Annotated in this window: 18 protein-coding genes; 9 read left to right on the top strand and 9 right to left on the bottom strand. The window is 70.8% G+C overall.

Translation table 11 applies throughout. The annotated features are described in order from the left end of the window. The first annotated feature begins 22 nt into the window (after positions 1 to 22). Entirely contained in the window at positions 23 to 961 is a 939-nt protein-coding gene (locus FHY03_RS01180) for an esterase family protein (protein ID WP_183928216.1), read from the top strand. Between the two features lie 82 nt (positions 962 to 1043). Continuing rightward, on the top strand, positions 1044 to 1817 hold the full coding sequence (locus FHY03_RS01185) for an SDR family oxidoreductase (protein ID WP_183928218.1): 774 nt from the start codon (positions 1044 to 1046) through the stop codon (positions 1815 to 1817). Positions 1818 to 1861: 44 nt separating this feature from the next. Here the strand turns inward: FHY03_RS01185 and FHY03_RS01190 are convergent, their stop codons facing one another. The 3 genes from FHY03_RS01190 to FHY03_RS01200 are packed head-to-tail and all read right to left on the bottom strand — an operon-like array spanning position 1862 to position 3323. Next, positions 1862 to 2356, bottom strand: a complete 495-nt coding sequence (locus tag FHY03_RS01190; RefSeq protein ID WP_183928220.1) for a DUF427 domain-containing protein — start codon at positions 2354 to 2356, stop codon at positions 1862 to 1864. Then, entirely contained in the window at positions 2353 to 2706 is a 354-nt protein-coding gene (locus FHY03_RS01195; RefSeq protein ID WP_183928222.1) for a thiol-disulfide oxidoreductase DCC family protein, read from the bottom strand. The genes FHY03_RS01190 and FHY03_RS01195 overlap by 4 nt, the downstream gene beginning before the upstream one ends. Beyond that, a complete protein-coding gene (locus FHY03_RS01200; RefSeq protein WP_260158596.1) occupies positions 2703 to 3323 on the bottom strand; it encodes a TspO/MBR family protein in 621 nt (206 codons plus the stop codon). Before FHY03_RS01200 ends, FHY03_RS01195 begins: the two co-directional genes overlap by 4 nt. Before the next feature lie 208 nt (positions 3324 to 3531). Here FHY03_RS01200 and FHY03_RS01205 point away from each other — a divergent pair, with 208 nt between their 5' ends. Continuing rightward, positions 3532 to 3840, top strand: a complete 309-nt coding sequence (locus tag FHY03_RS01205; protein ID WP_183921239.1) for a hypothetical protein — start codon at positions 3532 to 3534, stop codon at positions 3838 to 3840. 506 nt (positions 3841 to 4346) lie between these two features. Further along, positions 4347 to 5648, top strand: a complete 1302-nt coding sequence (locus FHY03_RS01210; protein ID WP_183928223.1) for a CitMHS family transporter — start codon at positions 4347 to 4349, stop codon at positions 5646 to 5648. Positions 5649 to 5855: 207 nt separating this feature from the next. Here FHY03_RS01210 and FHY03_RS01215 read toward each other — a convergent pair whose 3' ends face one another. From FHY03_RS01215 to FHY03_RS01225, 3 genes are all read right to left on the bottom strand, one after another. Next, positions 5856 to 6134, bottom strand: coding sequence for a helix-turn-helix domain-containing protein (locus FHY03_RS01215; protein ID WP_260158672.1), 279 nt, complete (start codon positions 6132 to 6134; stop codon positions 5856 to 5858). Positions 6135 to 6209: 75 nt separating this feature from the next. After that, positions 6210 to 6737: a hypothetical protein gene (locus FHY03_RS01220; protein WP_183928227.1), complete on the bottom strand. Its 528-nt coding sequence runs from the start codon at positions 6735 to 6737 to the stop codon at positions 6210 to 6212. A gap of 17 nt (positions 6738 to 6754) precedes the next feature. Beyond that, positions 6755 to 7024 (bottom strand): GlsB/YeaQ/YmgE family stress response membrane protein, encoded by a 270-nt coding sequence (locus FHY03_RS01225; RefSeq protein ID WP_183921243.1) that lies wholly within the window; start codon positions 7022 to 7024, stop codon positions 6755 to 6757. A 158-nt stretch (positions 7025 to 7182) separates the two neighbouring features. On the opposite strand from FHY03_RS01225, the gene FHY03_RS01230 reads away from it, so the two are divergent. From FHY03_RS01230 to FHY03_RS01245, 4 genes are all read left to right on the top strand, one after another. After that, on the top strand, positions 7183 to 8649 hold the full coding sequence (locus FHY03_RS01230) for a PAS domain S-box protein (protein WP_183921244.1): 1467 nt from the start codon (positions 7183 to 7185) through the stop codon (positions 8647 to 8649). Positions 8650 to 8660: 11 nt separating this feature from the next. After that, entirely contained in the window at positions 8661 to 8909 is a 249-nt protein-coding gene (locus tag FHY03_RS01235) for a hypothetical protein (RefSeq protein ID WP_183928229.1), read from the top strand. A 69-nt stretch (positions 8910 to 8978) separates the two neighbouring features. Continuing rightward, positions 8979 to 9122, top strand: a complete 144-nt coding sequence (locus tag FHY03_RS01240) for a hypothetical protein (RefSeq protein WP_183921246.1) — start codon at positions 8979 to 8981, stop codon at positions 9120 to 9122. 88 nt (positions 9123 to 9210) lie between these two features. Beyond that, positions 9211 to 9603 (top strand): DUF4174 domain-containing protein, encoded by a 393-nt coding sequence (locus FHY03_RS01245; RefSeq protein WP_260158597.1) that lies wholly within the window; start codon positions 9211 to 9213, stop codon positions 9601 to 9603. Positions 9604 to 9670: 67 nt separating this feature from the next. Here the strand turns inward: FHY03_RS01245 and FHY03_RS01250 are convergent, their stop codons facing one another. Then, entirely contained in the window at positions 9671 to 11398 is a 1728-nt protein-coding gene (locus FHY03_RS01250; protein WP_183928231.1) for an amidohydrolase family protein, read from the bottom strand. 23 nt (positions 11399 to 11421) lie between these two features. Beyond that, positions 11422 to 11883 carry an Lrp/AsnC family transcriptional regulator gene (locus FHY03_RS01255; RefSeq protein ID WP_183921249.1) on the bottom strand — a complete coding sequence of 154 codons (462 nt, stop codon included), beginning with the start codon at positions 11881 to 11883 and terminating at the stop codon, positions 11422 to 11424. A 129-nt stretch (positions 11884 to 12012) separates the two neighbouring features. On the opposite strand from FHY03_RS01255, the gene FHY03_RS01260 reads away from it, so the two are divergent. Next, positions 12013 to 12243 carry a hypothetical protein gene (locus tag FHY03_RS01260; protein WP_183928233.1) on the top strand — a complete coding sequence of 77 codons (231 nt, stop codon included), beginning with the start codon at positions 12013 to 12015 and terminating at the stop codon, positions 12241 to 12243. On the opposite strand, the gene FHY03_RS01265 is transcribed toward FHY03_RS01260, so the two are convergent. Then, positions 12233 to 14191 carry a serine hydrolase gene (locus FHY03_RS01265; RefSeq protein WP_183928235.1) on the bottom strand — a complete coding sequence of 653 codons (1959 nt, stop codon included), beginning with the start codon at positions 14189 to 14191 and terminating at the stop codon, positions 12233 to 12235. The genes FHY03_RS01260 and FHY03_RS01265 overlap by 11 nt on opposite strands. Between the last annotated feature and the right edge of the window lie 3 nt (positions 14192 to 14194).

Raw genomic sequence — 14194 nt, forward strand, 5'->3', positions numbered from 1 at the left:
CTAGCGCCGAAGAGGGAGAGAGATGCGCACGATCCTGTTCACGGCGACACTGGCACTCGCGAGCGTCGGGAGCGCGGGCGCCACACCCGCCGCCGACGCCCGATCCGCGGCAACGGCGTTTCGGCTGGAAGGCCCGTTCGAGCTTCACTCGCGCGTCTACCCGGGCACGGTGCGACGATATTGGGTCTATGTCCCCCCGCATTATGACCGGACGAAGCCCCCCAACCTGCTGCTGTTCCAGGACGGGCAGCGCGCGACCAACCCGACCGGTTCGCTCAGGGTGCCGGCAGTGCTCGACGCCTTGATCCGCGACGGCACGCTGCCGCCGACGCTCGGCGTCTTCGTCACGCCGGGACATCGCGCCGCCACCTACCCGACCGACCTCGGCATGCAGAACCCCGACCACCGCGTCGAGGAGTACGACTCGCTCTCGGACGATTACGCGCGCATGACGCTGGACGAGCTGCTGCCGGCGGTGGCGCGGCGCTGGCGGTTCGCCGATGATCCGCGCCGCCGCGCGATCGGCGGCACGTCGAGCGGCGCGATCGCCTCCTGGACGGTGGCGTGGCGACACCCGGAAGCGTTCGGCAACGTCCTCAGCTTCATCGGCAGCTACACCTCGATCGGCCTGCGGCTCGGCAGCGACGGCGCGCCGGTGGCGCTCGGCGGCGACCTCTATCCCGGGCTGATCCGCAAGTCGGCGATCCGCCCGATCCGCGTCTTCTTCCAGGACGGCAGCGCCGATCTCGACAACGAGCACGGCAACTGGTTCCTCGCCAACCAGCAGATGGTCAAGGCGCTGGCCTGGGCCAACGCTCATGCCGAGGAGCAGCACCGGCCCGGTCCGCGCTACGACGTGCGCTACCAATGGACCGCGGGCGGTCATTCGGACGCGGACGGCGGCGCGCTGCTGCCCGAGGCGCTGCGCTGGCTCTGGCGCGATCAGCCGGCCGCGCGGTGAGCGCGGAAGCCGGCGGTGAACGATCCGCCGCGCCGATCATTGAGCGGCGGATCAATACCCTGCGATCCGGAGCGAAGCGACCATGAAGACCAGCGGCAACACGATCCTGATGACGGGCGGCGGCAGCGGCATCGGCGAGGCGCTCGCGCATCGTTTTCACGACCGCGGCGACACCGTCATCATCGCCGGACGCCGGCGCGAGGCGCTGGAGCAGGCCGCGGCCGGTCGCGAGCGGATCCACACCGTCACGCTTGACGTCGAGGATCCCGCCGCGGTCGACGCCTTCGCGCGCCAGATCGTCGCCGACTTCCCCGCGCTCAACGTGCTGTTCAACAACGCCGGGATCATGAAGTTCGAGGACCTGACCGGGCGCCGCGACCTCGCCGACGCCGAGGCGACGGTGGCGATCAACCTGCTCGGCCCGATCCGCCTGACCAACGCCTTGGTCGATCACCTCAGCGCGCAAGCCGACGCCGCGATCGTCACCGTCACCTCGGGCCTTGCGTTCGTCCCGCTGGTGGCGGCGCCGACCTATTCGGCGACCAAGGCAGCGATCCATTCCTATACGGTGTCGCTGCGCACGCAGCTGGCGGGCAAGGTCGAGGTGATCGAGCTGGCGCCGCCGGGCGTGCAGACCGACCTGACGCCGGGCCAGGCCAACCGCCCGGGCTATATGCCGCTGGAGGCGTTCGCCGACGCGGTCGCCGCGCAGTTCGCGCAGCAGCCGACGCCGCGCGAGATCCTAGTCGACGAGGTGCAGTTCCTCCGCCAGGCCGAGCGCGAGGGGCGCTTCGACGAGACGCTGAAGACGCTCACCGAGCGGGCCGCACAGCAGCGCGCCGCCGGCGGCTCCTGATCGCGCGCCCGGCGGCAGGGCCCGGCAGCAGGGCCCGGCGCCCGCTACCAGCCCATGCTGCCGGGCACGCCCTTGAACGGGCCCACCACGTCGGGGGTGATCCAGCCGCCGTAGAAGCCGCCCGGCTGCGGCAGCACGATCTCGCCGTCAACGGTGCACCGGTCCGGCGGCGCAGCGTAGAAGGCGAGGTGATCGCGCAGCGACGCGAAGCCGCGCGCCGGGTCGGGGTAGCTCCACGCGACGTCGCGCAGCAGCATGTCGCCGACCGCGAGATGCCAGTAGACGGCCTCGCCCTTCCACTCGCAGAAAGAGCGCCGCGCCGACGGCCGCAACAGCTCGCGCGCGACGTCGTCGGGCGGCAGGTACCAGCTCGGCGGATGGCTGGTCTCCAGCGTGCGGATTGCGGCGCGCGTGTCGGCCACCGTCACGCCGCGGTGAAGGATGCGGACGTGACGACCGCTCTGCTCCGCCACTGCGGGCCGCGGATAGTCCCATACGCTCTCCTGCCCAAGCTCCGCCGGTTCGCGCACCGGCCTCATGCGGCGCCCCGCCCGGCCCAGCGCTGCAGCCGCGGGCGACCCCGCAGGAAGCGGAGGTAGACCCGCTCCAGCAGCGCCAGCACTGCCGGGCTTCGCGCCGCCACACCGAGCGGGCGCAGCAGCGGGATCGCGCACCACATCGCTGCGAACGCCGCCGCGCCCGCGACGATCGGGCCGCCCTCCTCGCGTGCGTGGAAGCGCGCGAGCATCGCGGCACGGTCGAGCGGGCAGGTCTCCACCGTGGCGTCGATGAAGTCGATCCGCCCACGCCGGTCGAGCCGACGCATCAGGGCGATCTCGCGCTGACACAAAGGGCACGCGCCGTCGTGCCAGACGGTGACCCGGCTCATCGGCCACGCGCCGGGTTATCGCGGCGGATCCGCTCGGCCAGCAGCGTGGCGAAGCCGAGCCAGCCGACATAGGGCATCGCGGTGACCGCGGCCGTCCGGTCGACCCGCGCCGCGGTGGCCACGAGCGCCGCGCCCGAGGCCAGCATCGCGCCCGACGCGGCGGCGCTGGCGCCGAGCCGCTTGCGGCGGAAGAACAGCTCGCTCCAGCCGCCGATCATCGCGCTGTTGCCCAGCCATAGCGCGACCGCAACGTCACGACGCGCGCTCGAGGGCCGGCGAAGCAGCCGATAACCGCCGATTGCGAGCCCGACCTCAAGCGCCGGCCAGACTGCGCCGAACACCGCGTCCGGCGGCGTGATGTCGGGCTTGTCGAGCCGCTGATACCAGCGCCGGATCGTCGGGTGCGTGCGATCGGGCGCGTTGCGGCGACCCACCAGCGCGCTCGCCCCGAGCACCAGCCCGACGAGCCCCAGCGCGGCGACGGGCGACCAGCCCCCCGTGCTCGCCGCGGCGTCGGTCAGTTCCGACGCCCGCGGCATGTCCTTGGCGCGCGACGCCGGAGAGAGCGAGCGGTCGGGCGCGGACGTGTCAAGGTCGCCGAGCAGCCGGCCCGTCATCGCGGTGACCGCGGGCTGGCTGGCGCTTCATCTGCGGCGACGCTCGCGCCGGTGATCAGGACCTTGCTCGACACACGCCGTTCTCCTTCGTGCCGCCAACGCGGCAGCGCGGGAAAGGGGCCAGGCTCCTCCGCCCTCGCCTTCGCGCCGGACGCACGCAGCGGAGGCGGCCGCTCGCGCGTTCGACCTCCCGGAGAGGAGAGATCGAATGTCATCGATAGACAAGCAGAAGCGGCTGCATTTCGACGTGGTCAATGTCGGCCTGCGCGCGCAGGCCACAGCGGTCGGGCTGGTACAGCTCTGCGTCGAGCTGCGCGCCGCGGGCGTGCTGCCGGAAGCCGCGCTCACCCGGATCAAGGACGCGATCGCCGACGAGGTCTCGGTCGCGGGGCCGCGCCGCCGCGGCCAGCAGGAGTATCGCCGCGAGGTGCGCGAGCGACTCGACCAGCTCTTCGCGGGTGAAGCCAAGGTCGGCTCGGCCGAGGCGCTCTCGTTCGGCGAGCAGCCCGAGGCATGACCTGCGCGCCGGGGTTTGAGCCCCGGCTGCCACGGGTGCCGGATCGCTTCCCCCGATCGGCGATGTCCTCCGTCAGGTCGGGGCCGTGGACCGACGACGAGACGCCGTCCACCTCGCGGTAGCTCGCGATCGCCACGTGCGCGCCTGCCGCTCGGCGTCGACGGTGAAGCGGCGCATGCCCGCGGTGCCCGCCTCAGGCGGCGCGGGCGTTGGGTCGAACGTGTCGGCGAGCGGCGGCAGCGCGGCGGGGAGCGGAGTCGCCGCGCCCGAGCTGACCGCGCGCTACGAGAAGTTCGACTATAAAGATCTGGCGACCGGTGGCCGCGGCCGGGCCGCGACGCCGGGCGCCAATTGGTCCCTCAACAGATTTGCCCCATCCAGGTCAACCCGATCCACCGGACACCGACACCCGCGCCGGCGCGGTCACCCGCGCCGACGACCGCGAGACCGTCAGCGTGCTCGCCAGCGTCACCTTCTGTTCGCCTCCGCACACAGGATTTCCCGCGATGAACCTCGCCCTGCTCGGCTTCCTGATGGTGGCCACGTTCATGACGCTGATCATGACCAAACGAATGACCCCGCTGGTCGCGCTGATCGTCGTTCCCACCACCTTCGCGCTGCTCGCCGGGTTCGCCGCGGGACTGGGGGAGATGATGATCGACGGCATCAAGAATCTCGCCCCCACCGGCGTGATGCTGCTGTTCGCGATCCTGTTCTTCTCGACCATGACCGACACCGGCCTGTTCGATCCCTTGGTCAACCGGCTGCTGCGGCTGGTGCACGGCGATCCGCTCAAGATCCTGGTCGGCACGGTCGCCCTGTGCGCGATGGTGAGCCTCGATGGCGACGGCTCGACCACCTACATCATCACGATCGCCGCGCTGCTGCCGCTGTACAAGCGCTACGACATGAACCGGCTGTACCTGTGCTGCCTGCTGATGACGACCAGCGGCATCATGAACCTGACGCCCTGGGGCGGTCCGACCGCGCGCGCGGCGAGCGCGCTCAAACTCGACCCCGCGACGCTGTTCGTGCCGCTGATCCCGGGGATGATCGCGGGGCTGGCCGGGCTGGTCGCGCTGGCGATCTATTTCGGCCGCAAGGAGCGCCGCCGCATCGGGCAGCTCCACGCCGAGGCGCCGACCAGCTTCACCGGCATGGCGGTGTCGCAGTTCCCGGAGGCGCGCCGGCCACGGCTGCGCTGGTTCAACGCCGCGCTGACGGTGACGCTGCTCGCCGGGCTCGTCTCGGGCGTGCTGCCGCTGTCGGTGCTGATGATGCTGGCCTTCGCGGCGGCGATGATCGTCAACTACCCGCAGGTGGCCGAGCAGAAGGAGCGCATCGCCGCGCACGCGGGCAACGTGCTGTCGGTCGTGTCACTGATCTTCGCCGCCGGCATCTTCACCGGTATCCTCTCGGGCACCCGGATGGTCGAGGCGATGAGCAAGGAGGTGGTCGGCGTGATCCCGCCCGGGCTGGGGCCCTATATGGCGCCGATCACCGCGGCGCTCAGCCTGCCCTTCACCTTCTTCATCTCGAACGACGCGTTCTACTTCGGCATGCTGCCGATCCTCGCCGAGGCCGGCGCGCATTACGGCGTCGCGCCGATGGCGATCGCGCGCGCCTCGCTGATGGGCCAGCCGGTTCACCTGCTCAGCCCGCTGGTGCCCTCGACCTATCTGCTGGTGAGCCTCGCGGGGGTGGAACTGGCCGACCACCAACGCTTCACGCTGGTCCCCGCCGCCGCGGTCTGCACGCTGATGACGATCGTCGGCATGCTGGCGCTGGCCTTCCCGCTGGTCGGCTGACGCCTGCCCTCCGTCGGTCCGCGTGGGAGGGGCGATCGATACCGCCGATCCAATCACGCTCCTCCTGCCGCCGGCAGTGGTTTCCGACGGCCAGCTCGGGGCCTCAGGTGATCGATCTCGCGCGACCCGGCGCACTCGGCGCCGGCATCTCGCGCCGATGGAGCGGCGCGGCGAGGTCACGATGTTGCTGATAGAGTGGCCGTGGCGCTAGGCGCGCTCGCTGTCCGCGCGGACGAGATACCAGACGCCGTCTACCAGACGCACGCTCGTCGGAGCCTGAGTCGCGGCGCGGAGCCGCGGGAGCTGTGTGCGCGGCATGATCTCTACCTCTATCTCGAAGCGCTTGATCAGCCGGTACAAAGTGGTCCGCCCGACGCGCAGCTGACGCGCGGCGTGCGAGAGATTGCAGCGATTGTCGCGCAGCGCGGCCTCTACCGCCGAGCGTTGCGCGAACGCCATCGTGCCCTCGATCTGGCATTCCTTCATCGTCACGATGTTCCTTGCTGGGTTCGTCGCGCGCGGCTGCTCACCGCATCGCGCTCGCGCCAGGGCACCGAATGATCACTCCAGCAGCGCGTTGCCGGGCCGCCGAACGTCGTGGCCTCCGTTGCGGTACAGGATGTCGACGATCGCCTCGACTTGGACCGTCGCGCCATTACCGACCCAGAGCAGCACGCCGCCGCGCGCCAGGAAACGATCGTAGTAGGCGGCCTCCTCTGCGGCGACGCCATGCGGCGCCAGCAGCTCCGCGAGCGTCGTCGCCAGCGCGCCCGTCGCGGCGCCGAACGCCATCGCGCCCGGTACCGCCGAGGCGGCGACCGCGCCGGCCGCCACCAGGGGGCCGACACCGGGGATCGCGAGCGTCGCCACACCGACACCCGCGCCGAGGGCGCAACCTCCGAGGATCGCGCGCAGCACCCCGGCGCTGTCCTCAGCGGCGCTTGCGCCCGAGCGACCGGTGTTTTCCGCCACCACACGCCGCATCATCACGGACAGATCGCGGTCGCCAACGCCGACGCCACGCAGGTCGGACACGGCGTGATGCGCGTCCGCCTGCGTGTCGAAGATGGCCGAGGCGATGCGCGGCATCGTCCCCGCCGCCCGCCTCAGCGCACCGAGCCGCGGCGAAAGAGGTTGACGATGCCGAGCAGCACGATCGCACCGAGCAGCGAGACCAGCACCGACTGGATGCTGAGCACGCCGCTGGTGATCGGCGCGCCGCCGATCAGCGGGGTGACGATGAAGCCGGCGAGCACCGCGCCGACGATGCCGACCACGACGTTGAGGAAGATGCCCTGCTGTCCGTCGGTCCGCATGATCACGCTGGCCAGCCAGCCGATCACGCCGCCGACGACGAGAAGTATGATGAGGCCCATGACGATCACTCCGTTAGTGGGTTGGTGCCGCATCAACGGGAGGCGCCGACGACAAGTTCAGCAAGCGTCGCGCCTGCCGGCCGGCACCCTAGTGCGGGTGCACTAGTGCGGCTGGTGTTGCGCTGGGAACGGTACGGGGGTGGCACGGTTGATGGCGGATGCCGAGCGCCGCTCCTCTCTCCGCCTCGCCGACGCTCCGCCACCTCGAGCAGCTGATCGCTCAGCTGCTCGATGGCGTGATCCTGCTGGACCCCAGCGGGACGCTGCTCACCGCGAACGCCGCCGCGCTGGCGATGCACGGGGTGACCGAGCTGGGAGAGCTCGGCGCCACCGCCGAGGATTATGCGCGGCGTTTCATCATGTGGGACACCGAGCATCGGCAGCTCAAACATCGCGAATACCCGCTCTTTCGCGTGCTGGCGGGCGAGTCGATGCCCGACCTGATCGTCGAGGTCGCGCCGGCGGGATGCGACGAGGCGCGCTGGGTCCATCAGGTGCGCGACGTCGTCATGGACGTTGATGGCGGGGAACCCGACTATCTCGCGATCGTGCTGTGCGACGTGTCCAAGCGCTTCGATGCCGAGGCGCGCTTCCGCGCCATGTTCAGCGCCAATCCCGCGCCGGCGCTGATCGTGCGACAGCGCGACCTGAGGGTCGCCAACGTCAACCCCGGCTTCCTCGCGCTGACCGGCTTTACCCGCGAGCAACTGGTCGACCGCTCGCTGTTCGGTCTCGGACTGCTCGGCGGCCTGCCGAGCCGCGCCGAGGTGCGCGGCATGATCGACGCGGGCCAGGTGATCCCGCAGACCGAAGCGGAGCTGCTCTGCGCCGACGGCAGCCGCCGCCTCGTTATCTTCGCGGGCCAGCCGATCGACGTGACCGACGAGGACGTGTTGCTGCTCACCTTCGCCGACCTGCAGCCGCGCCGCGAGGCCGAGCGATCGTTGGCGATGAGCGAGCGGAACCTCGAGGCGGTCTTCGACATGGCACCGGTCGCGATGGTGATCGCCGACGAGGCGCACCGCGTGCTTCGCAGCAACGCCGCCTTTCACGCGCTGTCGGGCATCGCGGTCGAGCCCGAGGCCGGCGTGCCGGTCGCTGCGCTCGGCTGGTGGCAGGACGACGAGGCGCGCGCGGCGATGGAGCGCGAAGTCGGAGAGCACGGTGCTGTGCATGCCGGGGACGCCGGCTTTGTCGCCCGCGACGGCAGCGAGCTGCGGTGCAGCGTCGCGGCGGAGCGGATCAACGGCGGCGGCACGACGCGCGTGATCTGGGTGTATCAGGACGTCACCGAGCGCCGCCGCAGCGAGGCGGAGCTCGCCGGCGCGATCGACGAGGTGCTCAAGGACACGCGCTGGCTCAGCCGCTCGATCCTCGACAAGCTCGCCACGCTGCGCCGACCGACCGCGCAGCTGGCGCCCGCCGACCTGACCGCGCGCGAGCGCCAGGTGCTCGACCTGATCTGCGACGATCTGGATGACGCCGCCATCGCCGAGCGGCTGGCGATCACGCGCAACACGGTGCGCAATCATGTCGCCCGGATCTACGAGAAGACCGGCGCCACCCGCCGCAGCGGCGCGGTCGTCTGGGGCCGCGAGCGCGGAATGGGAACGTATCGGGCATGAGAGAGGGTTCGTTGAGCACGATCTGGGACGAGCATGCGGTGGCGTCGGTCATGGGCAGCGACGGCTTCAGGGTCATCGTCGACGAGGGGCGGCTCGACCGCGTCGTCGATCGCATCGTGGAGACCCGCCTCAATCCCCGCAACATCCGCATATCGCTGCCCAATCGCCCATGCCGCCCGTGCAGTTTCGTCGAGGGCGAGCTGGCAGAGCTGGTCAGGCGGCGGCGTGTCATGCTGGCGAAGCGAGCGCGTGCCGGGTGAAGCCACCGCGGTCGGGCGCAACGAACCCTCATCAGTCCCGTTTGAGGTCGGTCTTAGCGGAGCGCGATCATGACGGAGAGTCAGGGCAAGGGCAGCGCCACGGCGCAGAAGGCCAACGCCAAGGCGGCGAAGGACGGCGAGAAGAACCCGCGCAAATCGTCCGCCGCGCAGGCGGAGTTGGGCAAGAAGGGCGGCAAGGCGAAGAAGTCCTAGTCTTGCGCCGCGACGCGTAGAACGCGACGGGCGCGGTCATGGCCGGGTCGGCGAAACGTCCTGCGCGGCAACGCGTTGCGGTCACATGATGGCGACCAACCTGCTCATCGCCTTGTCGCTGGCAGCAGCGGCCCCCTCCAGCATCGCGGCGATGAGGTGGGAGAAGCGCGTGCTGCTCGTCGCCGCGCCCGGCGGGCAGGATGCATCGCTTCAGCAGCAGCGACGGATCATCTCGCAGTGGAGAGACGCGGCGGCGGAGCGCGATCTGGCCGTGGTCGAGATCGCGGGCGACCAGGTGACAGGCGCAAGTGAGTCAGCGTCAACCTTGCGAAAGCGCTTTCGCCTTCCGGCAAACGGCTTCTCGGCCCTCCTGATCGGCAAGGACGGTGGCACCAAGCTTCGCCAGACACATCCGATCCCCGCGGCGGTCCTCGAGGAGACGATCGACGCGATGCCCATGCGTCGCCAAGAACGTCGATGATCCCCGTCGGGCCGGCACCGAACGGCATGGAATGCTCGCTTCGTGAACACCCCGCGCCGACGCGGACTCAATACCACCGCCAGTCCGCTGCCGCGGCACGGCATCCCCCGCCTGCCCCGCCCCGATAGGCGCGGCCTCGCACCACGCGCCCGGTGTGGGCGCCGGTCGGTCGACCATCGCGCAGCGCGAACCGACCGTTGACCAGGACGGTGCTGACACCCGTCGCCAATCGCGCCGGCTGCTCATAGGTAGCGTGATCGGCGATCGTCGCGGGGTCGAACACCACGACGTCGGCGAACTGCCCGGCACGCAGCCGGCCACGGTCGGCGATCGCGAGATGGTCGGCGGGCAGGCTGGTCAGCCGCCGCACCGCCTCGGCCAGCGTCAGGTCATGCGTGTCACGGACGTAATGGCCGAGCAGCCGTGCGAAATTGCCGTAGGCACGCGGATGATCCTTGGTGCGCAGGAACACGCCCTCGGGCGCTGGCGCGGCCTCGTCCGAGCCGAAGCTCATCCACGGCTGGCGGATCGCCTCGCGGACATTGTCCTCGCTCATCAGGAAATAGGCGATGCCGACGCGCGAGCCGTCCTCCACCACGAGATCCATCGCGGTCTCCTCGGGCGAGCGGCCACGCTCGCGCGCCACCGCGGCCAGCGTCTTCCCCGCGAGCGGCTTCAGCTTCGGGTTCTTGAAACCGAGCAGCAGCGTGCCCTCCGCCCCCGCGCCGGCGAGCAGATTCTCCCAGTCCCTCGGGTGCGGGTCGCGCATCGCGGCGGCGACCTTCGCCCGCGTCCCCGGATCCTTCAGCCGCGCGATCCACGCGTCGAGGCCGCCCGCCTGCACCCAGGGCGGCATCGCGGCGTCGAGCCCGGTCGCGCCGGCGGTATAGGTGTACATGTTGGCGGAGACGCGCACGCCGCGGGCGCGCGCCACCTCGATCGCGGCGATGACGCGGTCGATCTTGCCCCAATTGTCGCGCCCGGCCTGTTTAAAATGGTAGATCTCGGCGGGCGCGCCCGAGGCCTCGGCGATCGCGATCGTCTCCGCGACGCCTTCCTCCAGCCGATCACCCTCGCTGCGCATATGCACGGTGTAGATGCCGCCGCACGCCGCCGACACCTTTGCCAGCGCGATCAGCTCGGGCGTCTGGGCGAAGGTGGCGGGCGTGTAGATCAGCATGTCGGTCAGCCCGAGCGCGCCCTGCTCCATCGCCGCGCGCACCAGCCCGCGCATCCGCTCGAGCTGCGCCGCGGTCGGCTGGACGTCGTCGGCCCCCAGCACCGCCTCGCGCACCGTGCCCGCGCCGACGAACGACGCGACGTTGGGCGCGATCGCGCGCCGCGACAGCACGTCGAGATAGCCGCCGAGCGTCGTCCAGGTCACGGGGTAGCGGACGTCGCCCTGTTCCTTGATCATGTCGCGCTGCATCGTCGCGCTGAGCGGTCCCATCGAGAACTCGCCCATCACCTCCAGCGTGACGCCCTGCGCCAGATCGGACAGCGCGCGGCCGTCGACGAGCAGGCTCTCCTCGGGGTGCGCGAGCATGTTGACAAAGCCGGGTGACACCGCCTTGCCGCGCGCGTCCAGCTCCGTTGCGCCGCGCGCCGCGACGTGCGCCGCGACGAGCGCGATCCGGTCCCCCGCGACGGCAACATCGCCGACGAAGGGGGCGCCGCCCGAGCCATCGTAGATCGTCCCGCCGCGGATCACGACGTCGTAGCGCGGCGGCGACGCCGCTCCCGCCAGCGGCAGCGGCGCGAGCAACAAGGCAGCGAGCGTAATCAGGCGCTTCATGGCGGCTCCTCGGGGCAAGCGGGTCAGATTGGCAGCTCGGACGTGGACTTGATCTCGGACAAAGCGACGGTGGAGGTGATCTCCTGCACGCCCGGCAGCCGACTCAGCTTGTCGAAGAAGAAGCGCTCGTAGGCGTCGATGTCGCGCGCGACGATACGCAGCATGAAGTCGGTCGTGCCCATCAGCACGTAAGCGTCGAGCACCTCGGGGAAGCCGCGGATCGCCGCGGCGAACTCGTCGAGGTTGGCGCGGCCGTGCGCGTTGAGCCGCACCTGCGCGAAGATATGCGCGCTGAGCCCGACCTTGCGACGGTCCACCAGCGCGACCCGGCCGCGGATCACGCCTTCGCGTTCCAGCCGGTCAATGCGGCGCCAGCACGGCGAGGCGGACAGGCCGACCTTGGCGGCGAGCTCGGCGACGGTCTGCTGCCCGTCGCGCTGCAACTCGCGCAAGATGCGCCGCTCATAATCATCAAGTTGGGTCATTTGTGCCGCGATCCGGACGGTGGCGGGATGAACATGCCCCAGCGTAACGGCAACGGCGCGGATGAGGAGACCTTTTCCGGCGCGCCGCTGCCATGCTGTGCGCCAACGATCCGACCGAGGCATTCCCGCATGACCGTCCGCTTCCTCGTCGCCGGCGAGGCTTCGCCCGACCTGCCGCTGCGCGTGCTCAACCTGCTCGCGCTCCGCTCGATCGCGTTCGACGCGGCGTCGGTCGAGCGCGACGGCGACACGTATCGCATCGGCGTCGCGGTGAGCGGGCTGGAGGACGGCGTCGCCGAGGTGCTCCTCGCCAAGATGCGCGCGCTGGTGCTGGTGGAGAGTGCCACGCTCAGTAGTTGAGGCTCCAGCCGATCAGGTGCGCCATCGTGGCGACCCACAGCAGCCCGAGGAACGCCACCGCGACCAGCACGGCGCGCAGCCGCACGCCCCAGCCGAACGTGCCGCGGAACGCCTCCACCAGGTTCCACAGTCCGATCAGCGCCGCCGCGATCGGGATCAAGGCGGCCACCTGGAGCAGCCGGATCGTGCCGTCGAGGGTGGCATTGTAGGCGTCGACCTGCTGGCTCAGGATCGGCGCGACGACGGTGTACCAGCCCGCGACATAGGCGAGGTCGGCCACGGCGGCGACGCGCACCAGCAGCCGCGCGCGCGCAGCGCACCCGGTCGCCACCCGCGGCGCGGCGTAGCGGCGCCGGATCCACCAGCCCGCCGGCCAGGCGACCACCGTGAGCAGCAGCACCAGCAGCGACAGGCCCGCGACCGTTTGGAACATCGTCGAGTTCCGCGCCGCCGGCACCGCCTGGAGCACGCCCACCGGGTTCTGGCTGTCGACGAGCGTGCGCCGCCCGCGCAGCTCGGTCACGCGCAGCAGCCGCGTGCCGTCGACCGCGCGCCACAGCCCCGGCGCGATCTCGCGGAACCGCTTTCCCTCGATCGAGGAGACGCTGATCGTGCCGTCGTCGTTGGCGCTGACCACGTCCTGCTGGAGCAGGTAGAACAGGCTGATGAAGCCGGTCTCGACTCGCCGCGAGCTCTCGTAGTGCCCCGCCAGCGCGCGCGCGTCCGCCGCGGCGCTCGCGATCGCGAGCGGCAGCGGCGCGGGGCGTGCGGGGAAGTAGCGGTCCATGAACAGGTCGAACAGCCGCTCGCGCACGCCGTACACCGCGTCGCGCTCGCCGCGGCTGCTGAAGCTCATGAACAAGCCGACATTCTTCTCGGGCAGCAGCGCGAGGTCGGTATGGAAGACGATCGTGTCCCCGCCGTGGCCGATCACGGTCGTGCCGTTGCGCTGCATCCAGAAGAAGCCGTGCGCCATCGTGTCGAAGCCGGGGGTGGGCGGTGTCGGCGGACGATGCATGAACGCGACCGTTTCGGGGCGCAGGATGCGCGCGCCGCCGTAGCTGCCCCCGCCGAGGTGCGCGAGCATGAAGCGCGCCATGTCGTCCGCGGTCGCGGCAACGCTGCCCGCCGGCGCGGTGCCGACCAGCTCATAGGCGTGCGGCGGGCCGTCGCTGGTGTCATACCCTTTCGCCGCGAGCGGCGCGAGCGCGGGCGGCAAAGGCTGGACGAAGGTAGTGTGCGCCATGCCGAGCGGGCCGGTGATGTGGCGCGCGACATAGGCCTCGAACGGCTCGCCCGAGACGCGCTGGACGATATAGCCGGCGAGCGCCACGCCATAGTTGGAATAGGCCGGCGCCTCACCCGGCTTGAACAGGAAGGGGCGCGTATTCTCCTTGAGATAGCGCTCGGTGGTCTTGAGCAGTTTCGGGTCGCTGGCGAGCAGGTCCTTGAGCCCCTCCTCGAAGCCGCCGCGGTGCTGCATCAGGTCGTTGATCGTCACCGCGCGCCCCGGCGGGGTGATACGGAAGTCGAGGTAGCGGTTGACGTCGGCGTTGAGGTCGATCTTGCCCGCCTCGACCAGCTGCATCACCGCGGTCCAGGTCAGCAGCTTGGAGGTCGAGCCGATCCGCATCAGCGAGCGGCGCGGGTCCATCGGCGTCTTGGCGGCGACGTCGGCGTAGCCATAGCCCTTCTCGAACAGGATCGCGCCGTCCTTGACGACCGCCACCTGCGCGCCCGCGATCTTCCCGGCCTGGAGCGCGGCGGGCATATAGCCGTCGAGCCAGGCGCCGACGTCGGCTTCGGTGAGCTGGGGCGCGCTCGCGGGCGTGGCAGGCGCCGGCGGCGTCTCGGTGCCGGGGGCCGCGGGCGGCGCGACGGGCGGGCGCGCGGCCGGCGTCGCGGCGACGAGCAGCGCGGGGAGGAGCGCCAGTATAAGCGTCTTCATCGT

It is taken from the genome of Sphingomonas sp. BK345, assembly GCF_014193845.1.
In the GTDB taxonomy this organism is placed as follows: Bacteria; Pseudomonadota; Alphaproteobacteria; order Sphingomonadales; family Sphingomonadaceae; genus Sphingomonas.